This window comes from Cupriavidus sp. FW305-3-2-15-C-LB2, assembly GCF_058787575.1.
The window spans coordinates 31,455-56,031 of record NZ_JBYSZW010000016.1; the positions used below are offsets into that span (position 1 = coordinate 31,455).

24 protein-coding genes are annotated in these 24,577 nt (G+C 67.0%); 7 read left to right on the plus strand and 17 right to left on the minus strand.

Translation table 11 applies throughout. The annotated features are described in order from the left end of the window. The first annotated feature begins 3 nt into the window (after positions 1-3). The 5 genes from AC3WRR_RS14000 to AC3WRR_RS14020 all read left to right on the plus strand — a co-directional run bounded on the left by AC3WRR_RS14000 (position 4) and on the right by AC3WRR_RS14020 (position 3,699). Positions 4-1,131 carry a PQQ-dependent sugar dehydrogenase gene (locus AC3WRR_RS14000; RefSeq protein WP_492297264.1) on the plus strand — a complete coding sequence of 376 codons (1,128 nt, stop codon included), beginning with the start codon at positions 4-6 and terminating at the stop codon, positions 1,129-1,131. Positions 1,132-1,284: 153 nt separating this feature from the next. Continuing rightward, positions 1,285-1,686, plus strand: a complete 402-nt coding sequence (locus AC3WRR_RS14005; RefSeq protein WP_010812929.1) for a hypothetical protein — start codon at positions 1,285-1,287, stop codon at positions 1,684-1,686. A gap of 298 nt (positions 1,687-1,984) precedes the next feature. Next, entirely contained in the window at positions 1,985-2,140 is a 156-nt protein-coding gene (locus tag AC3WRR_RS14010; protein WP_010812930.1) for a hypothetical protein, read from the plus strand. A 136-nt stretch (positions 2,141-2,276) separates the two neighbouring features. Further along, complete coding sequence (locus tag AC3WRR_RS14015; RefSeq protein WP_011614779.1) at positions 2,277-2,768, plus strand: TM2 domain-containing protein; 492 nt, start codon at positions 2,277-2,279, stop codon at positions 2,766-2,768. A gap of 22 nt (positions 2,769-2,790) precedes the next feature. Beyond that, the gene (locus tag AC3WRR_RS14020) at positions 2,791-3,699 is read left to right on the plus strand and encodes a LysR family transcriptional regulator (RefSeq protein WP_454750227.1); all 909 of its coding nucleotides are present in this window, start codon (positions 2,791-2,793) and stop codon (positions 3,697-3,699) included. A gap of 296 nt (positions 3,700-3,995) precedes the next feature. Here the strand turns inward: AC3WRR_RS14020 and AC3WRR_RS14025 are convergent, their stop codons facing one another. Then, positions 3,996-5,216 (minus strand): PA0069 family radical SAM protein, encoded by a 1,221-nt coding sequence (locus tag AC3WRR_RS14025; protein ID WP_492297293.1) that lies wholly within the window; start codon positions 5,214-5,216, stop codon positions 3,996-3,998. Between the two features lie 11 nt (positions 5,217-5,227). Then, positions 5,228-5,731: an Lrp/AsnC ligand binding domain-containing protein gene (locus tag AC3WRR_RS14030; RefSeq protein ID WP_010812934.1), complete on the minus strand. Its 504-nt coding sequence runs from the start codon at positions 5,729-5,731 to the stop codon at positions 5,228-5,230. Positions 5,732-5,839: 108 nt separating this feature from the next. Here AC3WRR_RS14030 and AC3WRR_RS14035 point away from each other — a divergent pair, with 108 nt between their 5' ends. Beyond that, positions 5,840-7,144: a D-amino acid dehydrogenase gene (locus tag AC3WRR_RS14035; protein ID WP_492297265.1), complete on the plus strand. Its 1,305-nt coding sequence runs from the start codon at positions 5,840-5,842 to the stop codon at positions 7,142-7,144. A gap of 75 nt (positions 7,145-7,219) precedes the next feature. On the opposite strand, the gene AC3WRR_RS14040 is transcribed toward AC3WRR_RS14035, so the two are convergent. The 8 genes from AC3WRR_RS14040 to AC3WRR_RS14075 all read right to left on the minus strand — a co-directional run bounded on the left by AC3WRR_RS14040 (position 7,220) and on the right by AC3WRR_RS14075 (position 15,450). Next, positions 7,220-9,004: an acyl-CoA dehydrogenase gene (locus AC3WRR_RS14040; protein WP_454750226.1), complete on the minus strand. Its 1,785-nt coding sequence runs from the start codon at positions 9,002-9,004 to the stop codon at positions 7,220-7,222. A 98-nt stretch (positions 9,005-9,102) separates the two neighbouring features. Further along, positions 9,103-10,038 carry an electron transfer flavoprotein subunit alpha/FixB family protein gene (locus tag AC3WRR_RS14045; protein WP_010812937.1) on the minus strand — a complete coding sequence of 312 codons (936 nt, stop codon included), beginning with the start codon at positions 10,036-10,038 and terminating at the stop codon, positions 9,103-9,105. 18 nt (positions 10,039-10,056) lie between these two features. Then, entirely contained in the window at positions 10,057-10,806 is a 750-nt protein-coding gene (locus AC3WRR_RS14050) for an electron transfer flavoprotein subunit beta/FixA family protein (RefSeq protein WP_010812938.1), read from the minus strand. Between the two features lie 218 nt (positions 10,807-11,024). Continuing rightward, complete coding sequence (locus tag AC3WRR_RS14055) at positions 11,025-11,822, minus strand: MetQ/NlpA family ABC transporter substrate-binding protein (RefSeq protein WP_010812939.1); 798 nt, start codon at positions 11,820-11,822, stop codon at positions 11,025-11,027. A gap of 46 nt (positions 11,823-11,868) precedes the next feature. After that, positions 11,869-12,522: a methionine ABC transporter permease gene (locus AC3WRR_RS14060; protein WP_011614705.1), complete on the minus strand. Its 654-nt coding sequence runs from the start codon at positions 12,520-12,522 to the stop codon at positions 11,869-11,871. After that, positions 12,512-13,546, minus strand: a complete 1,035-nt coding sequence (locus AC3WRR_RS14065; RefSeq protein WP_011614704.1) for a methionine ABC transporter ATP-binding protein — start codon at positions 13,544-13,546, stop codon at positions 12,512-12,514. Before AC3WRR_RS14065 ends, AC3WRR_RS14060 begins: the two co-directional genes overlap by 11 nt. 164 nt (positions 13,547-13,710) lie before the next feature. Further along, positions 13,711-14,514: an enoyl-CoA hydratase gene (locus tag AC3WRR_RS14070; protein WP_174549455.1), complete on the minus strand. Its 804-nt coding sequence runs from the start codon at positions 14,512-14,514 to the stop codon at positions 13,711-13,713. A 12-nt stretch (positions 14,515-14,526) separates the two neighbouring features. Beyond that, a complete protein-coding gene (locus tag AC3WRR_RS14075) occupies positions 14,527-15,450 on the minus strand; it encodes a histone deacetylase family protein (RefSeq protein ID WP_010812943.1) in 924 nt (307 codons plus the stop codon). Between the two features lie 149 nt (positions 15,451-15,599). Here AC3WRR_RS14075 and mltB point away from each other — a divergent pair, with 149 nt between their 5' ends. Next, entirely contained in the window at positions 15,600-16,706 is a 1,107-nt protein-coding gene (gene mltB / locus AC3WRR_RS14080; RefSeq protein ID WP_010812944.1) for a lytic murein transglycosylase B, read from the plus strand. A gap of 58 nt (positions 16,707-16,764) precedes the next feature. Here mltB and cysM read toward each other — a convergent pair whose 3' ends face one another. The 7 genes from cysM to lapB all read right to left on the minus strand — a co-directional run bounded on the left by cysM (position 16,765) and on the right by lapB (position 24,576). After that, the gene (gene cysM / locus AC3WRR_RS14085) at positions 16,765-17,667 is read right to left on the minus strand and encodes a cysteine synthase CysM (RefSeq protein WP_010812945.1); all 903 of its coding nucleotides are present in this window, start codon (positions 17,665-17,667) and stop codon (positions 16,765-16,767) included. Between the two features lie 135 nt (positions 17,668-17,802). Then, positions 17,803-19,104, minus strand: coding sequence for a solute carrier family 23 protein (locus AC3WRR_RS14090; RefSeq protein WP_011614702.1), 1,302 nt, complete (start codon positions 19,102-19,104; stop codon positions 17,803-17,805). Between the two features lie 237 nt (positions 19,105-19,341). Continuing rightward, a complete protein-coding gene (locus AC3WRR_RS14095; RefSeq protein ID WP_010812947.1) occupies positions 19,342-19,710 on the minus strand; it encodes a ComEA family DNA-binding protein in 369 nt (122 codons plus the stop codon). A 155-nt stretch (positions 19,711-19,865) separates the two neighbouring features. Further along, positions 19,866-20,861: an ADP-glyceromanno-heptose 6-epimerase gene (rfaD, locus tag AC3WRR_RS14100; RefSeq protein WP_010812948.1), complete on the minus strand. Its 996-nt coding sequence runs from the start codon at positions 20,859-20,861 to the stop codon at positions 19,866-19,868. A gap of 28 nt (positions 20,862-20,889) precedes the next feature. Beyond that, positions 20,890-21,837 (minus strand): D-glycero-beta-D-manno-heptose-7-phosphate kinase, encoded by a 948-nt coding sequence (rfaE1, locus tag AC3WRR_RS14105; RefSeq protein ID WP_010812949.1) that lies wholly within the window; start codon positions 21,835-21,837, stop codon positions 20,890-20,892. Between the two features lie 80 nt (positions 21,838-21,917). Continuing rightward, on the minus strand, positions 21,918-23,300 hold the full coding sequence (locus AC3WRR_RS14110; RefSeq protein ID WP_010812950.1) for a UDP-glucose dehydrogenase family protein: 1,383 nt from the start codon (positions 23,298-23,300) through the stop codon (positions 21,918-21,920). A gap of 37 nt (positions 23,301-23,337) precedes the next feature. Next, positions 23,338-24,576, minus strand: a complete 1,239-nt coding sequence (gene lapB / locus AC3WRR_RS14115) for a lipopolysaccharide assembly protein LapB (protein WP_010812951.1) — start codon at positions 24,574-24,576, stop codon at positions 23,338-23,340. Between the last annotated feature and the right edge of the window lies 1 nt (position 24,577).

Genomic DNA, 24,577 nt, shown 5'->3' on the forward strand with positions numbered 1-24,577 from the left:
GACATGCGCCCCGTTCTGCACTTCATGACCCGCACCTTACGGCCGGCTTCCCTGCTCGCCATTGTACTGCTGGCAGGCACCGGGTCCGCGCCGGCCGCCCTGCCGCTGGACCAGGTCCGGCTGCCGCCTGGTTTCCGCATCGAGGTGCTGACGCAGGACGTGCCGGGTGCACGCGCCATGGCGATGTCGCCGTCGGGCACGCTCTTCGTCGGCTCGCGCAGCGAAGGCAAGGTCTACGCGGTGACCGACGCGCTGGGGGCCCGGCCGCGCGTGCGCACGGTCGCCACCGGGCTGCGCATGCCGGTCGGCGTGGCGTTGCACGACGGCAGCCTGTACGCATCCTCGGTGTCGAAGATCGTGCGGATCGACCATATCGAGGCCAGCCTCGACCAGCCGCCGGCACCAGCGGTGGTGAGCGACCGCTTCCCGACGGACGGGCATCACGGCTGGAAATTCATCGCCTTCGGCCCCGACGGCTACCTCTACGTGCCGGTCGGCGCGCCATGCAATATCTGCGCGCCGGACGAGAACCGCTACGCCAACATCATGAAGATGAAGCCCGACGGCAGCGACCTGCAGGTGGTGGCACGCGGCGTGCGCAACACCGTCGGCTTCGACTGGCACCCGGCCACGCGCGAGCTGTGGTTCACCGACAACGGGCGCGACCGCATGGGCGACGACGTTCCCGACGACGAGCTCAACCGCGCCACCGCTGCCGGCCAGCATTTCGGCTACCCTTACTGCCATGCCGGCACGGTTGCCGATCCCGAATACGGCAGCCAGCGCCCCTGCGCCGAGTTCGTGCCACCGGTGGCCCGCCTGGGTGCGCACGTCGCGGCCCTGGGCATGCGCTTCTACACCGGCACGCAATTCCCGGCGGCCTACCGCCACAACGTCTTCATTGCCGAGCACGGCAGCTGGGACCGCAGCGAGCCGTCCGGCTACCGCGTGGTCCGCGTGGCGCTGGACGATGCCGGCAAGGCGGTGCGCCAGGAGGTGTTCGCGCAGGGCTGGCTGCGCGGCGGCAGGCCGTGGGGCCGCCCGGTCGATGTCCTGGTTGCGCCGGACGGTTCGCTGCTGGTCAGCGACGACCTTGCCGGGGCCATTTACCGCATCCGCTACCGACCCTGAATCCCGCTGAAAACCCCACGGAACGGGGGTCTTGGTGGCCGAAACAATCCGTTACACCGGTAACGGGATTGGCATAGGCGCCCCGATGGCCCATGCGTACCATGAACCCATCTTCCAACAGCAACACAGTGCGTCAGGAACCTGGGAATCCGCATGCTCACCCGCTCTCTCCTGCGCGACCTGGTGGCTGGCATCCTGGTGGCCTCGGGCCTGGTCGGCGCGGTTGCCACCAGCCATGCCCAGGTCGCGTTCTGGCAACAAGTACGGCCCGATAGCCGGTCCGCACGGATGCAGCCGCAGCCCCGCGACGGCTGGCAGATGGCCAGCGTGCGCGCCGAGAGCCGCGAGCACGTGCAAGCCCAGATCGACCGCATGGAAGCACGTGCCCGTGCCGACGACCGCCTGAGCGGGCGCCGCGCCGCGCTGGCTGGTGCCCGCGACGACAACCGCGGCCGCGGCCAGGAACGCGACAATCCCAATGAAGCCCGCAACGACTCCCGGCCAGGCAACGTCGGCCCCGGCTGGCAGGCACGTGGCCGCGACAATGGCCGATAACGGTCGCTGCTGACGGCTGTCGGCGCAACCCCGCCTATTGCCGCACGGCCCAACGGTCTTTCGGCTGGTCGCGGAACTCCTTCCCCGCTCTCCCTGTCTCTATTTAAGTGTGTGCCCCGCTTTCCGGGTGCCACGCACAGGCTGCCGCCCGGCGCTGTCCGGGGCTCACAGCGTGCCGTCCAGTGCAGACGGCAATCGAACTGACCTGCCTCTGCCCGACACCTCCTGCCGGACCCGATCAAGACGGCACGGGCGCAGCCTCCAGAAAGACAATAACAATAATTCTGTGAGGTTTATCATGCCATCCCTTCTTAGCGACCTGGCCGAACATGCCGGCCAGTTATCGCTGTCGATCCTGTTCATGGGCATCCTGACCCTGGTCCTCTACGGCGAAACACATATCAGCGAGCACGCGGTGGCCTTCCTGGACGGCCTGCAGTCAGGCTGGCATTAGCGCCGTCCTGCGCGTCTTCTGACGCACTTCCCTTTCTTGCGCTGACTGCCGGCGTACAATGTGGGCCGGCCGGTACCCATGTGCCGCCGTTCCTGTGCCGGTGCATTGCCGGCCCGCAACCGCCGGAAATCCGACCATGCCTGCAGCCACGCCAGCCCGCCATTCCTCGACGCTCGCCTCGCCGCCCGCCCGCGGCAAATCGAAGCTGCTGACGGTGGCGCTGGCGTTCCTGTGCGGCAGCCTGGGCGCGCATCGCTTCTACCTGGGCGGCCTGCGCGATCCGTATGGCTGGGTGCACCTGCTGGCGCTGCTGGCAGGCGCGATCGGCGTGGCCTCGATGGCGACCGGCGCGGGCAGCCCGGCGCTGAACTGGACCTTCGCCGTCGCCGGCGGAGCCTCTGTCATCAGCGCCTTCCTGGCGGCCATCGTCTACGGGCTGCGCCCGGACGACAAATGGGACGCGCGCTTCAACCAACTCGGCAAGCCTACACGCTCCGGCTGGCCGGTAGTGATCCTGGTGATCCTGTCGCTGCTGATCGGCACCGGCCTGCTGATGGCCGGGCTGGCAATCAGTTTCCAGACCTTCTTCGAATCGCAGGTCGAGGCCGCCCGCGCGTTGTCGCAATAGCTGCCGCGGCGACATTGGCGCCGTGCATTTCGACCTGCTCGACATTGCCGTCTTCGTCCGCGCCGCGGCGCTGGGCAATCTGTCGGCCGCCGCGCGCGACCTGGGCTTGTCCACCTCCAGCGCCAGCGCCCGCCTGGGCCGGCTGGAACAGTCGCTGGGCAGCCGCCTGCTGCATCGCACCACCCGGCGGCTGGCACTCACCGCCGACGGCGAGCGCTTCCTGCCACATGTGGAGCAGTTGCTTGCCACCGCGGCTCTTGCCAGCGCATCGGTCGGCACCAGCGCCGAGCGCCCGCGCGGGCAGTTGCGCGTGACCGCGCCGGCGTCCTTCGGGCGCCAGCATGTCTCGCCGGCGCTGCCCGAATTCCTTGCCGCCTACCCCGATATCGCGCTTGACCTGCGCCTGACCGACCAGGTGATCGGACTGGTCGATGCCAGCATCGACGTGGCGCTGCGCATGGGCGTGCTGCCGGATTCCACGCTGGTGGCACGCGCGCTCGCACCCAGCCACCGCGTGATCTGCGCCTCACCCGCCTACCTGCAGCGCCACGGCGTGCCGCGCCACCCGGACGACCTGCGCCAGCACAACTGCCTGGTGCTGGCCGACCAGTCGGCGTGGCGCTTCAATACGCCGCTGGGCGAGACCGTGGTGCACGTGCGCGGCAACCTGCGCGTGGATAACGGCGAAGTGCTGCGTGATGCGGTGGTGGCCGGCGTCGGCATCTCGCTCAAGTCGACCTGGGATGTGGGCCCGCTGTTGCGCAGCGGCGCGCTCGTGACAGTACTGGACGAATACCCGGTGGTGCCGGCAGTGTCGATCTGGGCAGTGTTTCCCAGCCGGCACCTGGTACCGCCCAAGACACGCGCCTTCGTGGATTTCTTCGCCGAGCGCTTCGGCAACCCGCCCTATTGGGACCGGCCCGATACCTAGAGCGCACTGCGCGCTTGCGCACGATCAAGGCCGGCGCAAACGGCGGCTCTCCTTTCCGCCAATTCGCCCATACTGTTAGAGCCGACCGATTCCGGCGGCGTCACGCGCGGCGGGGCCACACCCTGGCGCAAAGGAGCAAGCATCGACATGCCAACCTATGAGGAAGGACGCCTGGCGGCGATCGCTGTCAGGCTGGCGCTGTCCTCGGGACTGCCGCCATCGAGCGCGAAGGCCGCGCTGGAACTCGCCAGCAGCATGATCGGCGACCAGCAGGCCACCGAACGCGCCCGGAAGACTCAGAACAGCGAACCCTGCGGATCGTCCTTGCCGCGGGGCCCCCTGACTGGCGAGCGGAAACGCGACGTATCCAGCTCGAACCGGTTGTAACGAAACCCTAGCCGTTCGGCGGCCTTGTAGAAACGCTGGCGCAGCAAGTCCGCCCACACGCCCGTACCGCGCATGCGCGAGGCAAAGCTGGCATCGTAGGATTTGCCCTCGCACATGTCGCGCACGCGGTTCATCACCCGTTCCGCGCGCTCGGGAAAATGCGCCAGCAGCCATTCCTCGAACAGCGGCCGCACTTCCCAGGGCAGCCGCAGCACGATGTAGTTTGCATAGACGGCGCCCGCTTCGTGCGCCGCTTCCAATACACGCTCCAGGTCGGGTTCGGTGATGAACGGGATCACCGGGGCGATGCTCACACCCACCGGGATGCCGGCGTCGGTCAGCGTGCGGATGGTGCGCAGCCGGCGTGACGGCGTGGCCGCGCGCGGCTCCAGCGTGCGCGCGATGCCAGCATCCAGCGTGGTGATGGTGACCGCCGCCACCGCCAGCCGCTTCGCCGCCATCGGCGCGAGCAGGTCGATATCGCGCTCGATCAGAGACGACTTGGTAATCAGCGCCACCGGGTGGTCGCACTCGTTCAGCACCTCCAGCACGCCGCGCGTGATGCGCTGTTCGCGCTCGATCGGCTGGTAGGCGTCGGTGTTGACGCCCAGCGCGATGGTCTCGCAGCGGTAAGACGGCCGTGCCAGCGCCTCGCGCAACCGCTCGGCGGCGTTGGCTTTGGCATAAAGCTGCGTTTCAAAGTCCAGCCCTGGCGACAAGTCCAGGTAGGCGTGCGTCGGCCGGGCGAAGCAGTAGATGCAGCCGTGCTCGCAACCGCGGTAGGGGTTGAGCGAGACATCGAACGGGATGTCGGGCGATGCATTGCGCGTCAGGACCGAACGGGCGCGCTCGATATGGACTTCCGTGCGCAGCGGCGGCAGCGGGGCTGCCTCCGGCGACGGTGCGGCTTCGGTGGTACGCGGCGCCTCTTCTGGTGCACTGCTCCAGCCATCGTCGAACGCTTCACGCAGGTCGCGCTCGAAACGCCCTTGCAGGTTGCTCACGGCGCCTCGGCCCTTGCGCGCCACGGGCGGCCGCGGGCCTGCCTGCGGCGCGAGTGCGTCGGGGTCGGCATCGGGCCGCGTCGGGCGGCTGCCGACAGGCTTGGGTTTCGGCGGGGGGCGCTCCATGCTGGCCTTGGTCACACTGCCTGGCTCTTCTCCTCGACGGAAATCGCCAGCGTCTCCTTGATCTCTTCCATCACCACATAGCTCTTCGACTGCGCTGCGCCGGGCAGCTGCAGCAGGATGTCGCCCAGCAGCCGGCGGTATTCACCGATCTCGCGGATGCGCGCCTTGATCAGGTAGTCGAAATCGCCCGATACCAGGTGACATTCCAGCACTTCCGGGATACGCAACACCTCGCGCCGGAACTGCTCGAACATATTGCCCGACTTGTTGCCCAGCGAGATCTCGACAAACACCAGCAGTGCGCTGCCCAGCAGTGCCGGGTTCAGCCGTGCGTAGTAGCCCATGATGACACCATCGCGCTCCAGGCGCTTGACGCGCTCGATGCAGGGCGTGATGGTCAGCCCGACCGCTTCGGCCAGGTCCTTCATCGACATCCGGCCGTCGCTCTGCAGCGCCGTCAGGATCTTGCGGTCGAGCCGGTCGAGGGTGCGCATGGGCTGGCGACTCGTTCTCATGAGTTTTTCCTGTTTTCCTGAGAAATTCGATAACAATGACTGGATTGGTTTCAATAGTATAGAGATAAATCCTTTATCAACTTGTCACCGCAGTTGGAGCCCCCGGACATGCGCGTTCTCGTACTAGGCAGCGGCGTTATTGGCGTCACCAGTGCGTGGTATCTGGCCAAGGCCGGTCACGAAGTGACCGTCGTCGACCGCGAGGCCGGGCCCGCGCTCGGCACCAGCTTTGCCAACGCGGGGCAGATCTCGCCCGGCTATGCGTCGCCGTGGGCGGCGCCGGGCGTACCGCTGAAGGCGATCAAGTGGATGTTCCAGCAACATGCCCCGCTCAGCATCCGTCCGGACGGCACGCTGTTTCAGCTGCAATGGATGTGGCAGATGCTGCAGAACTGCAGCGCCGAACGCTACGCCGTCAACAAGGAGCGCATGGTACGGCTGGCCGAATACAGCCGCGACTGCATCCGCGCGCTGCGCGCGGAGACGGGCATCGCTTATGAAGGCCGCCAGCAAGGCACGCTGCAGGTGTTCCGCACCGACGAGCAGCTGCAAGGCGCGGCCAAGGACATCGCCGTGCTGGAAGAAGCCGGCGTGCCTTACCAGTTGCTTTCGCGCGAGGAACTCGCCGCGAGCGAACCGGCGCTGGCCGCCGTCCGCCACAAGCTGGCCGGCGGCCTGCGCCTCCCCAACGATGAAACCGGCGACTGCGCGCTGTTTACGCAACGGCTCGCGGGCATGGCCGAGCTGCTGGGCGTGAAATTCCTGTACAGCCGCTCGATCGACAGACTGATGACCCAGGGCGATGCCGTCACCGGCGCCGTGGTCGACGGCCAGCCGATGGATGCCGACCTGGTGGTGGTGGCGCTGGGCAGCTGGTCGACGCAGCTGGTCAAGCCGTTCCTGCGTGGCATGTCCAACCTGCCCGTGTATCCGCTCAAGGGCTTCTCGATCACGGTGCCGCTGAGCGATCCGTCGCGCAGCCCGGTGTCCACCGTGCTGGACGAAACCTACAAGGTTGCCATCACCCGCTTCGACGACCGCATCCGGGTGGGCGGCATGGCGCAGATCGTCGGCTATGACCGCAGCCTGGATCCGGCCAAGCGCCGCACGCTCGAACACGTGGTCACCGACCTGTTCCCGGGCGCCGGCGATGTCAGCCAGGCCGCCTTCTGGACCGGCCTGCGCCCGATGACGCCGGACGGTACGCCGATCGTCGGCCCGACCCAGGTGCGCGGCCTGTGGCTGAACACGGGCCACGGCACGCTCGGCTGGACCATGGCCTGCGGCTCGGGCAAGCTGCTCTCGGACCTGGTCTCTGGCACGTCGCCGGCGATCCGCGCCGACGACCTGTCGGTGGGCCGCTACCTGAAGCCGGCGCGCCATCACCTGGCGCCCAGGCCGGCCACTGCCTGAAGCAGGCTGCCTCGATAAGCAAAAAGGGCGGCCCCGCGGGGCCGCCCTTTTTCTTTCCGGCGACTGTCAGGCCACTCAGAACTGCTCGGCCGTCATCGCATTCACCGGTGCCGCACCACTGACGATGGCATCGCGCAAAGCCGACGCCTGCGACAGGATGTGCTCCGCAAAGAAATGCGCGGTGGCGATTTTGGCGTCATAAAAGCCCGGATCCTCGGCCCGCTTCGCATCGGCGGCCAGCATCGCACGGCCGAACTGCCAGCCGGAGAACACGATGCCGCACAGCTTCAGGTAAGGCACGCTGCCGGCAAAGACGGCGTTCGGGTCGGACTTGGCATTGGCCACGACAAACGCCACCACGTCTTCCAGCGCCGCGCGACCCTTGGCCAGTTGCGCCTGTACCGCGGTGAACCCGGCGCAGCTGTGATTGCCCAGCGCAGCCTCGGTCTCGGCGATCTGCGCGCAGATCGCACGCGCCACGGCGCCGCCGTCGCGCACGGTCTTGCGGCCGATCAGGTCGTTGGCCTGGATTGCCGTGGTGCCTTCGTAGATCGGCAGGATACGCGCGTCGCGGTAGTGCTGCGCCGCGCCGGTCTCCTCGATAAAGCCCATGCCGCCGTGCACCTGCACACCCAGGCTGGTGACGTCGATCGACAGCTCGGTGCTCCAGCCTTTCACCACCGGCACCAGGAACTCGTAGAAGGCCTGGTTCTGCTGGCGCACCGCTTCGTCGGGATGCTGGTGCGCCGCGTCGCTGGCGGCCGCGGCCACGTAGGCCACGGCGCGCGCGCCTTCGGTCAGCGCGCGCATGGTCATCAGCATGCGCTTGACGTCAGGGTGGTGGATGATGGTCACCGCCTCGCGCGCCGAACCATCGACCGGGCGGCTCTGCACGCGCTCGCGCGCAAAGGCCACCGCCTGCTGGTAGGCGCGTTCGGATACGGCGATGCCCTGCATGCCGACCGAGAAGCGTGCCGAGTTCATCATGATGAACATGTACTCGAGGCCACGGTTCTCTTCGCCGACCAGCGTGCCGATGGCGCCGCCATGGTCGCCGAACTGCAGCACGGCCGTGGGGCTCGCCTTGATGCCCAGCTTGTGCTCGATCGAGACGCAATGCACGTCGTTGCGCTCACCGGTGCTGCCGTCGGCGTTGACCATGAACTTCGGCACGATGAACAGCGAGATGCCCTTGACGCCCTCGGGCGCGGTGGGCGTGCGGGCCAGCACGAGATGGACGATGTTCTTCGCCATGTCGTGCTCGCCGTAGGTGATGAAGATCTTGGTGCCGTACACCTTGTAGGTGCCGTCGCCCTGCGGCTCGGCACGGGTGCGCACTGCGGCCAGGTCCGAGCCGGCCTGCGGCTCGGTCAGGTTCATGGTGCCGGTCCACTCGCCCGAGATCAGCTTGGGCAGGAAGGTGGCCTTCTGCTCATCCGTGCCGGCCGTCAGCAGCGCTTCGATGGCACCATCGGTCAGCAGCGGGCACAGCGCGAACGACAGGTTCGCGGTGTTCAGCATCTCGTTGCAGGCGGTGGCGACCAGCTTGGGCAGGCCCTGGCCGCCAAACTCCTGCGGATGCAGCACGCCCTGCCAGCCGCCCTCGCCGAACTGGCGGAAGGCCTCCTTAAACCCGGGCGTGGTGGTGACCACGCCGTCCTTCCAGCTGCTCGGGTCCAGGTCGCCGGCGCGGTTCAGCGGCGCGACGACCTGCTCGTTGAACTTGGCGGCCTCGTCCAGCACTGCCTCGGCCGTTTCCGGCGTGGCTTCCTCGAAGCCCGGCAGTTTGCTCACGGCCTCTAGCCCGGCCAGCTCGTTCATGACGAACAGCATGTCCTTGATCGGCGCACGGTAAGTCATCGATGTCTCCCAACATGTATGAAAAAGCCGTTCGCGGGTCACCCCCGGAACGGCTCGTACTTGCTACCAGTGCCGGCCGCCTGGCGGCCGGCAAGGCATCAGCCCAGTGCTGCCACCAGCTCCGGCACCACGGTGTTCAGGTCGCCTACCAGGCCGTAGTCGGCCACGGAGAAGATCGGGGCTTCGGCATCCTTGTTGATCGCCACGATCACCTTGGAGTCCTTCATGCCGGCCAGGTGCTGGATCGCGCCGGAGATACCGACGGCGATATACAGCTGCGGCGCGACGATCTTGCCGGTCTGGCCGACCTGGTAGTCGTTCGGCACGAAGCCGGCGTCCACGGCGGCGCGCGAGGCACCCAGCGCGGCGCCCAGCTTGTCGGCCAGCGGCGTCAGCACCTTGGTGTAGTTCTCGCCCGAACCCACGCCACGGCCACCCGAGACGATGATCTTGGCGGCGGTCAGTTCCGGACGGTCGCTCTTGGCCACTTCGCGCGAAACAAACTGCGAAACGCCTGCGTCGGCCACGGCCGGCAGGGTCTCGACGGCAGCCGAGCCACCTTCGGCGGCGGCGGCGTCAAAGGCGGTGCCGCGCACGGTGATGACCTTGATCTTGTCTTCCGACTTGACCGTGGCGATGGCGTTGCCGGCGTAGATCGGGCGCTCGAACGTGTCCGGGGCGTCGACCTTGGAGATTTCCGAGATCTGGGCCACGTCCAGCTTGGCAGCCACGCGCGGCAGGATGTTCTTGCCGTACGGGGTGGCCGGAGCCAGGATATGCGAGTAGTCGTTGGCGATGGCCAGCGCCTGCTCGGCCACGTTCTCGGCCAGGCCGTCACCGAAGTACGGGGCGTCGGCCAGCAGGACCTTGGTCACGCCGGCGATCTTGGCGGCCGCATCGGCCGCGGCCTTGGCGTTGGCACCAGCCACCAGCACGTGCACGTCGCCGCCGCACTGGGCAGCGGCAGTCACGGTGTTCAGCGTGGCGGCCTTGATGGATTGATTGTCGTGTTCAGCAATGACGAGTGCAGTCATGTTATTTCTCCCCCGCGCTCAGATAACCTTGGCTTCGTTCTTCAGCTTCTGCACCAGCGTCGCAACGTCCGGCACCATCACACCCGCGCTGCGCTTGGCAGGCTCGACCACCTTCAGGGTCGACAGGCGCGGCTTGACGTCGACGCCGAGGTCTTCCGGCTTGACGATATCGAGCTGCTTCTTCTTGGCCTTCATGATGTTCGGCAGCGTCACGTAGCGCGGCTCGTTCAGGCGCAGGTCGGTCGTCACCACGGCCGGCAGCTTGAGCGACAGCGTTTCCAGGCCGCCATCGACTTCACGCGTCACCGAGGCCTTGCCGTCGGCAACCACCACCTTGGAGGCGAACGTGGCTTGCGGCAGGCCAGCCAGCGCGGCCACCATCTGGCCGGTCTGGTTGGAGTCGTCGTCGATGGCCTGCTTGCCCAGGATCACCAGTTGCGGCTGTTCCTTGTCGATCAGCGCCTTCAGCAGCTTGGCCACGGCCAGCGGTTGCAGGTCTTCGTTCGATTCCACCAGGATGCCGCGGTCGGCACCAATGGCCATCGCGGTGCGCAGGGTTTCCTGGCACTGCGTGACACCGCACGAGACGGCGATCACTTCGGTGACAACACCGGCTTCCTTCAGGCGCACGGCCTCTTCCACGGCGATTTCGTCGAAGGGGTTCATGCTCATCTTCACGTTGGCCAGATCGACGCCGCTGCCGTCCGCCTTGACGCGGACCTTGACGTTGTAATCCACCACCCGCTTGACTGCGACGAGTACTTTCATGCGCTCACTCCACTGATAGCTGATAGTCAGAAATTTTGTTCGCTCGTCATTATAACCACCGGGTTGGCGGCTCTCCTGTTTTTCGAACGATCGTACTATTTTATCGGCAAAATGATGCCGGGCATAGCCCGGCAGATCCCAGCCGTCCGACGATTGTGCCGCAAACCGGGGCTTGCGGGCATCGTCTGATTGGATGAAACCCTCAAAGTGACGTCGGCTTACCAGGCGGTAATGACCGAGTCCTTGAAGGTCGATGTGACGTATTGCTTGATTTCCGGCGAGTGATAAGCCTTCACCAGCTTGGCCACCCAGGGCTTGCTCTTGTCAGCCTCGCGGATCGCGATCAGGTTGGCGTACGGACCCTTCGGGCCTTCGATTGCGATGGCATCCTTGACGGGCGACAGGCCGGCCGATTCCGCGTAGTTGCCGTTGATGGCGGCGGCATCCAGGTCATCCAGCGAGCGCGGCAGCTGCGCGGCGTCCAGCTCGACGATGCGGATCTTCTTCGGGTTCTCGACGATGTCCAGCGGCGTGGCCTTCAGGCCGGCGTTAGGCTTGAGCTTGATCACGCCCTTGCTCTGCAGCAGCAACAGGCCGCGCCCGCCGTTGGTGGGATCGTTGGGCACGCCCACGCGCGCACCCTGCTTGAGCTGGTCGAGCGACTTGATCTTCTTCGAGTACACGCCCATCGGGAACGTCACCGTATAGGCGATATGCGTGAACTTGTAGCCGCGGTCCTTGATCTGGGCTTCCAGGTACGGCAGGTGCTGGTAGCTGTTGGCGTCCAGGTCGCCGGCGGCCAGCGCGGCGTTGGGCTGGATGTAGTCGCTGAACTCGACCACCTGGATGTTCAGGCCGTCCTTGGCGGCGACCTTCTTCACCTGTTCCATGATCTGGGCGTGCGGGCCGCCGGTCACGCCGATCTTGATCGGCTTTTCCTGGGCGACGGCGCCCGTTGCCAGCGTTGCGCCGATCGCGGCGCCGAGAATCCATTGCAGCAGGTTGCGACGTTGCATGATATGCGTTCCTGTTTCAGAAAATAATTGACTTGGCGTTGACGGATTAGCGGTGGCTGATACGGCGGACAAGCCAGTCGCCGAAGCTCTGCACGGCCTGCACGAACACGATTAGGATCACCACCACCGCCACCATGACCTCGGTGATATAGCGCTGGTAGCCGTAGCGGATGCCCAGGTCGCCCAGACCGCCGCCGCCGATCGCGCCGGCCATGGCCGAATAGCCGACCAGGCTGACAAAGGTGATGGTCAGGCCGGCGACGATGCCGGGCATGGCCTCGGGCAGCAGCACCTTCCACACGATCTGGCGGGTGGTGGCGCCCATCGACTGAGCGGCCTCGACCAGGCCCTTGTCGACCTCGCGCAGCGCGCTTTCCACCAGGCGCGCGATAAACGGGATCGCCGCGATGGTCAGCGGCACGATCGCCGCGGTGGTGCCGATCGACGACCCGACGATAAAGCGCGTGAACGGGATCACCACCACCAGCAGGATGATGAACGGGATCGAGCGCACGGCGTTGACCACCACGCCGATGCCGCGGTTGAACAGCGGGTGCGACAGCACGCCGCCGCGGTTGGTCAGATGCAGCAGCACGCCCAGCGGCACGCCCAGCAGCGAGCCGACCACGCCCGAGATCGCCACCATCAGCAGGGTCTCGTTGAACGAGGTCAGGAACAGGTCAAACATTTCAGACCACATGCTCGAACTCCTCCACCACGACGCCTTGCGCCTGCAGGTATTCCATCGCCGCCTTCACGTCGGCCAGTTCGCCCGTGGCCATGATCGCCAGCGAGCCGAAAGCCTGGCCCTGGATCTCGTCGATATGGCCGTGCAGGATATTGAAGTCCAGCCCGTAGCGGCGGATCGCCTGGGCCAGCACCGGCTGGTCCACGCCCTCGCCGGTGAAGGCCAGGCGGTAGACATGGTCGCGCCCGTTGCCGAGCCGGCTCTCCACGCGCTTGAGCACGCTGGCCGGCAGTTCCTGCGAGATGACGTCGCCGATCATGGCGCGGGTGACGTCGTGCTGCGGGCGCAGGAATACGTCGATCACGCGCCCGGTCTCCACCACCCGGCCGGCTTCAAGCACGGCCACGCGGTCGCAGACCTGCTTGATGACTTCCATCTGGTGCGTGATCATCACGATGGTCAGGCCCAGGTCGCGGTTGATCTGCTTGAGCAGTTCCAGGATGGAGCGGGTGGTTTCCGGGTCCAGCGCGGAAGTGGCCTCGTCCGAGAGCAGCACCTTGGGCTTGCTGGCCAGGGCGCGCGCAATGCCCACGCGCTGCTTCTGCCCGCCGCTGATCTGCGCCGGATAGCGGCCCTTCAGCGCCGACAGGCCCACCAGGTCCAGCAGCGGCAGCACCGTCGCGGCAATCTCAGCCTTGGGCTTGCCGGCCAGTTCCAGCGGCAGCGCCACGTTCTCATACACCGTGCGCGACGACAGCAGGTTGAAGTGCTGGAAGATCATGCCGATCTCGCGGCGTGCCAGGCGCAGCGCGCCCGTGTCCAGCGCGGTCAGCTCCTGGCCCGCGACGATCACGCGGCCGCTCGAGGGCCGGTTCAACAGGTTGATGGCGCGTACCAGCGTGCTCTTGCCGGCGCCGCTGCGGCCGATAATGCCGAAGACCTCGCCCGCCGCTATCGACAGGCTGACGTCCCGCAATGCATGCACGTCGCCAGACGCGCCCGGGAAGCGCTGCGACAGTCCTTGCAGTTCGATCATGGAAAGTGACCAAAAGAAAAACGGCAACAGGCGAGGGATCTCCAGCGCTGTTGCCGCTCGTTATTTTTCTGAAGCGCGTATTTTATGCGATTCGCTTCATACCATAAACGACTTTTTACCGATGTCTTTATACGTTCCCGGCATATAAGGGGCAAGAAAGTCGATTATGAGCCACGCCAGGACGGCGAACGCTTGTCAATGAAGGCCTGCACCCCCTCCAGCGCCGACTCGTCCATCATGTTGCAGGCCATGGTCTGGCCGGCCAGCTGGTAGGCGGCCTCGATGCCCATTTCCAGCTGGCGGTAGAACAGACACTTGCCGGCGGCCACCGCGGCGGCCGGCTTGGCGCAGATGCTGGCGGCCAGGCGCGCCACCTCTTCGTCGAGCTGGCCAGCGGGCACCACCCGGTTCACCAGCCCGCGCTCACGGGCGGTTTCGGCGTCGATCATGTCGCCGGTCAGCAGCATCTCCATCGCCTGCTTGCGGTGCAGGTTGCGCGACAACGCCACCCCGGGCGTCGAGCAGAACAGGCCCAGGTTGACGCCGGACACCGCAAAGCGCGCATCGTCGGCGGCCACCGCAAGGTCGCACATGGCCACCAGCTGGCAGCCCGCCGCCGTGGCAATGCCCTGCACGCGCGCAAGCACCGGCTGCGGCATCTTCTGGATCGCCATCATCATGCGCGTGCAGCGGTCGAACAGGCGCCGGTAGTAGTCGTGCGACGGCGAGGCCCGCATCTCGCGCAGGTCGTGCCCGGCGCAGAAGGCCTTGCCGGCGCCGGCCAGCACCACCACGCGCACGGTATGGTCCGACGCCAGCCGGCCGAGGGCTTCGGTCAGCGCGTCGAGCAGCCCTTCTGACAGTGCATTGAACGCCTGCGGCCGATTCATGGTCAGCCGCACCACGCCCGCGGTGTCGCGCGATTCGGTCAGCAGCGGCGCGTCCACGCGCGCATCGGTCTCGGCCATGGCCATGCTCTCCTATCGTTCCAGCAGCACCTTCAGGTGCGCCAGCACGCTGCGGCCCAGCGCGCTCAGGTTGTAGCCCCCCTCCAGGCAGCTGACGATGCGGCCCTGCGCATGGGCGCGCGCAACGTCCACCAGCTGGCCGGTGATCCAGGCGTAGTCCTGCTCCACCAGGCCCATCTGGCCTAGGTCGTCCTCGCGGTGCGCGTCAAAGCCGGCGGAGATAAACAGCATCTGCGGGCGGAACTCATTGAGCCGCGGCAGCCAGATGGTCTCGACCACTTCGCGCACGGCCATGCCGTTGGTATAGGCCGGCAGCGGTATGTTGACCATATTGGGCGCGAGATGCTCGGTGCCGCTGTACGGATAGAACGGGTGCTGGAAAATGCTGCACATCATCACCTGCTCGTCGCCGCGGAATGCCGCTTCGGTGCCATTGCCGTGGTGCACGTCGAAATCGATGATGGCCACGCGCTCCAGCCCGTGCGCCCGCAGCGCGTGGCGCGCGGCGATGGCGACGTTGTTGTAGAAGCAGAAGCCCATCGCGCGGTCGGGCTCGGCGTGGTGGCCGGGCGGGCGCACGCAGCAGAACGCGTTTTCGAACTCGCCGGCGATCACCGCATCGGTGGCCGCCACCGCCGCGCCCGCGGCCAGCGTGGCGGCGGCAAGCGTGTGCGAGTTCATCGAGGTATCCGGATCGATCGCGTGATAGCCGCTGGCCGGGCTGGCGCGCTCGAGTGAATCGACATAGTCGGGCCGGTGCACGCGCTCAAGCTGCTCGCGCGTGGCGGGCGGGGCTTCGCGGCGCTCCAGCAGCCCGTCCAGGCCGTGCGAAATCAGGTGATCCTCGATCGCCTGAAGGCGTTCCGGGCACTCCGGATGGAAATGCCCCATCTCGTGCCGCTGGAACTCGGGGTGCGTGTAATAGCCTGTCGGCATCTCTTATCGTCGCGATGTTGTCTCCAATCGCTACGTTAGCACACGCCAGCCCAAGCCACCCAGCGGCGCCGGCGCGCCATCTCGTGACGGCTTGCCGGCAGTTGCCGCAGTGGCATCCGCTATACTCGGTGCGACTTGCAAAGGACATCATGACCGACACCCAGCGCTCACTGCGACGCCCCCTGCTGGGCGCCGCGCTTTCCGCTGCCGCACTCGGACTCTGCGGCCTCTCCCCCAGCCTGCTCGCCGCGGGCAAGCGCCGCGTCAGCATGCGCGAGGAAGAGATCGAACCCGGCCGCTACCGCGACAATCCGCAGACCCGCGCATTTATCGACGAGATGGTGGCCCGCCACCGCCTTGACCGTGGCATGCTGCAGGAGTGGTTTGGCCAGGCGGTCTATTCCGCCACCGTGGTGCGTCTGATCATGCCGCCCGCCACCACCGGCCGCAAAAGCTGGCGCACCTACCGCTCGCGCTTTATCGAGCCGATCCGCATCAACGCGGGCGTGCGCTTCTGGCAGGACAACCGCGACACGCTGCGCCGCGCCGAAGCCGAGTTCGGCGTGCCGGCATCGGTCATCGTCGGCATCATCGGCGTGGAAACCATCTATGGCCGCGACATGGGCACCTTCCGCGTGCTCGATTCGCTGTCCACGCTCGCCTTCGACTACCCGGACACGCCCAACCGCGAAGCCCGCACCACGCTGTTCCGCAACCAGCTGGCCGACTACCTGCTGTGGTGCCGCGACACCCGCACTGACGTGTACTCGGTGCTGGGCTCCTTCGCGGGCGCGATCGGCATCCCGCAGTTCATGCCGACCAGCCTGCGCGAATACGCCATCGACTACGACAACAACGGCCGCATCGACCTGCGCAACAGCCCTACCGACGCCATCGGCAGTGTCGCGCGCTTCCTGCAGCTGCACGGCTGGGAGCCGGGCCGCCCGGTGGTGTGGCGCATTGCCGGCGACGCCGGCAGCCTGGGTATCGCCACCGCCGCGGCCGACGGTGAGCCGTGGCCCACGCGCACGCTCAACCAGCTGACCCGCGCCGGCCTGCGCGTGGACGAGCCGATCGACCCCGCGCGCGAAGGCGAGACTGGCGTGCTGGTGGTGGACTTGCCCACCCCCGACCAGCCGACCGAGTACCTGCTCGGCCTGCGCAACTTCTACGTGCTGACGCGCTACAACCGCAGCTTCTTCTATGCGCTGGCGGTGTACCAGCTGGGCGAGGCGGTCAAGGCGGCGATGGGCTGACGCCAGCTGCCCGCCGGCCTCGCATTTGCGAGGCCTTTCTTGTTGGCACCGGTTCAGGTCACGCCGGGAACACGCCGGTCGACAGGTAGCGGTCGCCGCGGTCGCACACCACGAACACGATGGTGGCGTTCTCCACTTCCTCGGCAATGCGCAGCGCCACGCAGAGCGCGCCCGCGGCCGAAATGCCGCAGAAGATGCCCTCTTCGGACGCCATGCGCCGCGCCATGTGCTCGGCATCGCCCTGGCTCACCGGCTCGGTGCGGTCGATGTAGCTGGCATCGTAGATCTTGGGCAGATACGCCTCGGGCCACTTGCGGATGCCCGGGATGCGCGAGCCTTCGGCCGGCTGCGCGCCGATGACCTGGATCTCCGGGTTCTGTTCCTTCAGGTAGCGCGACACGCCGGTAATGGTGCCGGTGGTGCCCATCGCCGAAACGAAGTGGGTGATGCGGCCGTCGGTATCGCGCCAGATCTCCGGCCCGGTGCCCTCATAGTGCGCCTGCGGGTTGTCCGGGTTGGCGAACTGGTCGAGGATCACGCCCTTGCCATCGCGCTCCATCGAATCCGCCAGGTCGCGGGCGTACTCCATGCCGCCCTTGACCGGGGTCAGGATGATCTCGGCACCGTAGGCCGCCATGCTCTGGCGGCGTTCGAGGCTCAGGTCCTCGGGCATGATCAGCACCATCTTGTAGCCGCGGATGGCGGCCGCCATGGCCAGTGCGATGCCGGTATTGCCGGAAGTCGCCTCGATCAGGGTGTCGCCCGGCTTGATGCGCCCGCGCGCCTCGGCCCGGGCGATCATCGACACCGCGGGGCGGTCCTTGACCGAACCGGCCGGGTTGTTGCCTTCGAGCTTGCCGAGGATCACATTGCCGCGCGCGTCGTTGGCGGCACCGGGGATGCGCTGCAGTCTGACCAGCGGCGTATTGCCGATGGTGTCTTCAATTGTCTTGTAGGCCATGGAGCGAGGGGTCGCGAAAGGGGGTCGCAAACGGGGGATTCCAATTCGCCGGCCATTGTAATCCAGACACCTATCCCTCGCCGGCAGGCGGGATTTACGCTGCCACCCGCCCGCCTGCGCCCATCCTGCCCTGGCTCAGCCCTCTTCGTGATTGCCTTCGCCCAACAGGTGGTACAGCAGGATGCAGCCGAAGGTGGCAGTCCCGATGCCGCCCAGCGTCATGCCGCCCAGTTTCAGCGTCAGGTCGCCGGCGGCCACCGTCAGCGTGGCGCCAACCGTGATCAGGTTGCGCGAGCTGGAGAAGTCCACCTTGTTCTGCACCCAGATCCGGCCCGCCGTCGCCGCGATCAGGCCGAACACGACGATGGTCAGCCCGCCGATCACCGGACCCGGGATGGTCAGGATCAGCGCACCGAACTTGGGCGAGAAGCCCAGCAGGATGGCCACCGCGGCCGCGACCACGAAGATCAGCGTCGAGTAGATCTTGGTGACCGCCATCACGCCCATGTTCTCGGCATAAGTGGTCACGCCGGTGCCGCCGCCGCTGGCCGACAGCATGGTCGCGATGCCGTCGCCGATGAAGGCACGGCCGATATACGGGTCCAGGTTGCGCCCGGTCATCACGCCGATGGCCTTGATATGGCCCAGGTTCTCCGCCACCAGCACAATCGCCACCGGGGCGATCAGCAGCATGGCGCTGAGCTCGAAGGTCGGCGCCGTGAACGCCGGCAGCCCGAACCAGCTGGCCGCTGCCACGCTGGAGAAGTCGATCGGCTTGCCCAGCCCCATCACATTGGTGCCCAGGTAGTAGGCGAGGTAGCCGGCCAGGCCGCCGATCAGCACCGGCAGGCGCCCGATCATGCCGGGCGCACGCACCGCCACCAGCCCCACGGCCACCACCGTCAGCAGGCCCACCCAGGTATCGAGGGCCGCCCCGCTGACCGCCTTGACCGCTACCGGGGCCAGGTTCAGCCCGATCGCCGCGACGATGGCCCCGGTCACCACCGGCGGCATCAGCTTTTCGACCCAGGCGTAGCCCACCGCCTGCACGATCAGGCCGATCACCGTGTACAGCGCGCCGGCGGCGATGATGCCGCCCAGTGCCACCGGGATATTGAGGTTGGGGCCGCTGCCCGCGTAGCCGGTGGCGGCGATCACCACGGCGATGAAGGCGAAGCTGGAGCCAAGATAGCTCGGCACCCGCCCGCGCACGCACAGGAAGAAGATCAGCGTGCCGATGCCGGAAAACAGGATGGCGATATTCGGGTTGAAACCCATCAGGATCGGTGCAATGGCGGTCGAGCCGAACATCGCCACCACGTGCTGGATGCCGGCCAGCAGCGTCTGCCCGGCGGGCAGCCGCTCATCCGGCCCGATCACACCTTCGGTCTTGAGCCGCCACTGCGGCAGGAATCCCGCGTCCTCGCCATTCGCCATATTGTTCTGCTCCCTGTGGTCCGGGCTGGCCGCCTGGTCGGCGGCCGCCGCGTTTGTGCCTGGTTGTTTGGTAGATGCGTGCCTGTCGGCAGTCACGCGCGGCAGATCCTGCCGGCGCGGCGTCCGCATGATACTCCGCCGCCACGGGGCGTGCGAAGCGGCAAGGGTCTAGCACAACCCATACCAGCAAGGAGAGCGCCCGGCCACGCGGCAGCCGGGCGCCAGCCCCTGCGCCTGCTAGCGCGCCGGCTTGGTGGCCGCCGCGGGCGCTGCCTTGGCGGCCTTGGCCGGGGCCGCTGCTGCGGCTCCCTTCGGGCCAATGGCGAGGCCAGCGTCCTGCAGCTTCGCCACGGACTTCGGCCCGATGCCGCTGACGCGCTCGGCCAGGTCCGCGGCGTCCTTGTAGGGCCCACGCTTGTTGCGTTCGTCGATGATGTTGCGGGCGGTGGCGGCTCCCACGCCCTTGACCGAGGTCAGCGCCGCCTCGTCCGCCGTGTTGACATCGATGGCGGCATGCGCCGCACCGCCTGCGAACAGGCAGATGGTTGCAGCAAGGAATACCAGGGAAAAACGCCGGGCAAGTTGCCGGACCCAATGCTTGAACATGAAGGCTCTCCTTTCCTGTGGATGGTCTGAGGTACCACCCCCGCCGGGGCGGCGAGGTCAGGTCAGGATAGGGGCGGGCCGCAGCGGCGGCCCATGCGGCAACAAAAGTTGACACCGGCCGCACGAAAGCGTGTCGGCCGGCTGCGCGCCGATTGTCAGCCGGCGCGTTCGATCAGCCAGCGGCAGTAGCGCGCCACGCCTTCCTCGACGCTCAGGAACGGCTCGCTGTAGCCGGCGCTGCGCAGCTTCGACACATCCGACTGCGTAAAGCACTGGTACTTGCCGCGCAGCGCATCGGGGAACTTGACGTACTCGAGCAGGCCTTCCTGCACCAGTTCATCGAGCGACAGGCGCGGCTTGCCTTCGGCCTCGCGCAGGGTGTTGACCACGGTGGCGGCGATGTCGTTGAACGGCTGCGCGCGGCCGGTGCCGAGATTGAAGATGCCGGACTTGTCCGGATGGTCGAAGAAGTGCAGGTTGACCTTGACCACGTCCTCGACCGAGATAAAGTCGCGGCTCTGCATGCCGGGGGCATAGCCACCGTACTCGCCGAACAGCTTCACCGTGCCGTCGGCGCGGAACTGGTTGAAGTTGTGGAAGGCGACCGAGGCCATGCGGCCCTTGTGCGTTTCACGCGGGCCGTACACGTTGAAGTAGCGGAAGCCCACGATCTGCGACAGCGCCGACGGCAGCCGGCGCCGCACGATCTGGTCGAACAGGAACTTGGAGTAGCCGTACACGTTCAGCGGGCGCTCAAACTCGCGGTCTTCGCGGAACACCTGCGAAGCACCGTAGGTAGCCGCCGACGACGCATACAGGAACTGCGTGCCCTGTTCCAGGCAGCTCTCCATCAGCGACAGCGTGTAACGGTAGTTGTTCTCCATCATGTAACGGCCGTCGGTCTCCATGGTGTCGGAGCACGCGCCCTCATGGAATACCGCCCGCACCTTGCCGAACTCGCCGCGGGCAAAGCGCGCGAGGAAGTCCTGCTTGTCCAGGTAGTCGGAGATCTCGCAGTCGACCAGGTTGTGGAACTTGTCGGCACGGGTCAGGTTGTCGACAGCGATGACGTTGGTCTCGCCGCGGTCGTTCAGGCCTTTGACGAGGTTGCTGCCGATAAAGCCAGCGGCGCCGGTGACGATGATGGTCATGGTCGGATCAGGATGGGGGCGCCACGCCTCACGGGGCGGCGCCGAACAATTCAGAATAAGAGACGACGGCGGTACCAAGCTTGCCCACCACGATGGCGCCGGCACGATTGGCATGCTGCACGGCTTCCTTGAGCGGCACGCCGGCACCCAGCATGGTGGCGAGCGTGGCGATCACGGTATCGCCCGCACCCGATACATCATAGACCTCGCGCGCCTGGGCGGAGACGTGCAGCACCTCGGCCTCGGTGTAGAGCGTCATGCCCTCTTCCGAGCGCGTCAGCAACAGCGCCTCCAGCTGCAGCCCGCGGCGCAGGTTCTGCGCGCGGATGGTCAGGTCGGCCTCGGTCTTCCAGGCGCCGACCACGGCACGCATCTCGGCCCGGTTGGGGGTGATCAGGGTGGCGCCGCGGTAGCGCGAGTAGTCGTCGCCCTTGGGGTCGATCAGCACCTTGCGCCCGGCCGCGCGGCTGGCGTCGATCATGCGCGTGACGTGGGTCAGACCGCCTTTGCCGTAATCGGACAGCACCAGCACCTGGTAGTCGTTGATCAGGGCCAGGAAGCGGTCCTGTACCGCGGCCAGCACTTCATGCGCCGGCGCGCTCTCGAAATCCACGCGCAGCAACTGCTGCTGGTGCGCCACCACGCGCAGCTTGATGGTGGTGTTGAGCTTGGGATCGCGGTGCAGGTAGGGCTGCACATGGCTCTCGCCCAGCAGCGCTTCAAGCGTGCGGGCCGGCTCGTCGTCGCCGACCACGCCCAGCATGCCCACGCGTGCGCCCAGTGCCGCGGCATTGCGGGCCACGTTGGCGGCGCCGCCCAGGCGCTCGTCGCTGCGCTTGACCTGGACCACCGGCACCGGTGCTTCCGGCGAGATGCGCTCCACATCGCCGAACCAGTAGCGGTCCAGCATCATGTCGCCGACCACCAGGATATGGGACTGCCGGATCTGCTCCTGCGGAATGACGGTCTTGTTCATGAAGATCCTTGGCAATATCGCGCCGGCCGCGGCCGCCGCGTTAGCTTATCGGTTGATGAGTCCGTTGACCCGCCGGCGCCTCATTCGTTCACGGCCTGCCGGGTCGGGCGGCCGATGGCGTGGTACTCCACGCCGGTCTCGACCATGGCCTCAGGCTCATACAGGTTGCGCCCGTCGAAGACCACCGGGGCCTTCAGGCGCCGCTTGATCTGACCGAAGTCTGGGCTGCGGAACACCTTCCATTCAGTCACGATCACCAGCGCGTCGGCGCCGTCCAGCGCATCCATCTGGTTCTCGTGGAAACTCACGCGCGCGGCGCCGCCCGGCAGGTCGGCCAGGTCGGCATCCAGCACGCGCCGGGCTTCGGCCATCGACACCGGGTCGTGCATGCGCAGCGACGCGCCGCGCGACACCAGTTCGCGTGCCAGCACCCGCGACGGTGCCTCGCGCATGTCGTCGGTGTTGGGCTTGAAGGCCAGGCCCCACACCGCAAAGGTGCGGCCAGTCAGGTCATCGCCGAAGCGGCGCACGACCTTGTCGCCCAGCACGCGCTTCTGTGCGCCGTTGACCGATTCCACCGCTTCCAGCACGCGCATCGGCTTGCCATGGTCGGCGGCGGTGCGCATCAGCGCCTGCACGTCCTTGGGGAAGCATGAACCGCCATAGCCGGCGCCGGCATACAGGAAGCTGTAGCCGATGCGCGGGTCCGATCCGATGCCCATGCGCACCAGTTCGATATCGGCGCCGACCTCGTCGGCCAGGTTGGCCAGCTCGTTCATGAACGAGATGCGCGTGGCCAGCATCGAATTGGCGGCGTATTTGGTGAACTCGGCCGAGCGCACGTCCATGTAGAAGGTGCGCTCGTGGTGCCGGTTGAACGGCGCGTAAAGCTGGCGCATGGTGGCCTGCGCGTGGCGGCCGGCGACGTCGGCGTTGCAGCCCAGCACGATGCGGTCCGGGCGCATGAAGTCCTCGACCGCGGCGCCCTCCTTCAGGAACTCGGGGTTCGACACCACCGAGAACTGCAGGTCTTCCAGGCTGCGCGCGGCCAGCTCCGCGCGGATCGTGGCGGCCACGCGGTCGCCGGTGCCAACCGGCACGGTGGACTTGTCGACCACGACCTTGAAGCCGGTCATATGGCGGCCGATATTGCGCGCCGCCGCCAACACGTACTTCAGGTCGGCAGAGCCGTCTTCGTCCGGGGGCGTGCCCACGGCGATGAACTGCACGTCGGCGTGCTCGACGCTGGCCGCCACGTCGGTGGAAAAGGTCAGCCGCCCGGCGGCCCGGTTGCGCTGGATCAGCTCCTGCAGGCCCGGCTCGTAGATCGGCACCCCGCCTGCGTTAAGCAGCGCGATCTTCTGCTCGTCCAGGTCCAGGCAGAACACGTCGTTGCCAAGTTCCGCCAGGCAGGCGCCGGTGACAAGGCCGACATAGCCGCTGCCGATGATCGTGACTTTCATAGCGTTAATTCAATTCTGTTGCACAGGCCGCCCGGGATCAGCCGAGCGTCTCGGAACGCCGCGGGGCGTAGGTTTCCCAGCGGTTGCATCCCGGGCATTGCCAATAGAAGAGCCGGGCGCGGAAGCCGCACTCGCGGCAGGTGTAGCGCGCGAGGTTGCGCGTGCGCAGCTGCAGCAGGTCACGGATGGCGGTGGTTTCCTGCGCTTGCTCGCCGTTGCCGTCGGCGCCCTCGGCACCCTCTGCCGGGGCATCGGCACCCGCCGGCTGCGCGGACGGGGCGCCGGCCGTGACCACCGCCGCCTGCGCCTCGAAATACTTGGTCAGCGCCAGCAGCGTGGGCTGGCGGCGCAGCTGTTCGCGCATCAGGCGCGCGGCGGCTTCCGGGCCGTTTACTTCCAGCTCTGCCTTGTAGGCGGTATCGAGCACCTCCGGCGCCAGCTTGCCCTTGAGCAGGCCGCGCAGCCATTCCAGTGCGGCGCCCTCCTCCTGCAGGCTGGCGTAGGCCTTGACCACGCGGTCCGCCACCAGCGGCAGAAAGGATGCATCCTGCCGTTCGATGCCAAGCCAGTGGCCAAGCGCCGCGCGGGCATCGCCCGCCGCCGCGGCCACGTCGCCCAACAGGATCGGGGCACGCACGTTGGCAGGATTCTCGGCAACGGCCTGGTTCAGCCACTTCACCGCATCTTCGGGGCGCTTGCGCTGCAGCGCGTCCTGCGCCAGCTCGCAGCAGAACTGGGCAATCTGCAGGCTGTAGCTGGTCTGCTCCAGCGTCTGCAGCTCGCGCGCAGCCTCGATCGCCTTCTGCCACTCCTTTTCCACTTCATAGAGCTCAAGCAGCACGCGCTTGGCCGACGCCGCGTAGGGGCCCGACATCAGCCGGCGCAGCGATTCCTCGGCGCGGTCCAGCAGGCCGGCGCGCAGGAAGTCCTCGCCCAGTTCAAACAAGGCATGCTCACGCTCGGGCTCGGGCAGGTCGGGGCGGGTCGCCAGGTTCTGGTGCACGCGGATGGCACGCTCGGTTTCGCCGCGGCGGCGGAACAGCGCGCCCAGCGCGAAGTGCAGCTCGGTGGTTTCCGGGTCCAGCCGCGCGACCTCGATAAAGGCGTCGATGGCCTTGTCGGGTTGCTCGTTGAGCAGGAAGTTGAGGCCCTTGAAATACGAGCGCGGCAAGGCGCCCTGCTCGCTGATCAGCTGGCGCACATCGAAGCGCGCCGCCATCCAGCCAAGGCCAAAGACAAGTGGCAGCGCCAGCAGCCACCAGGTTTCAAACATCATG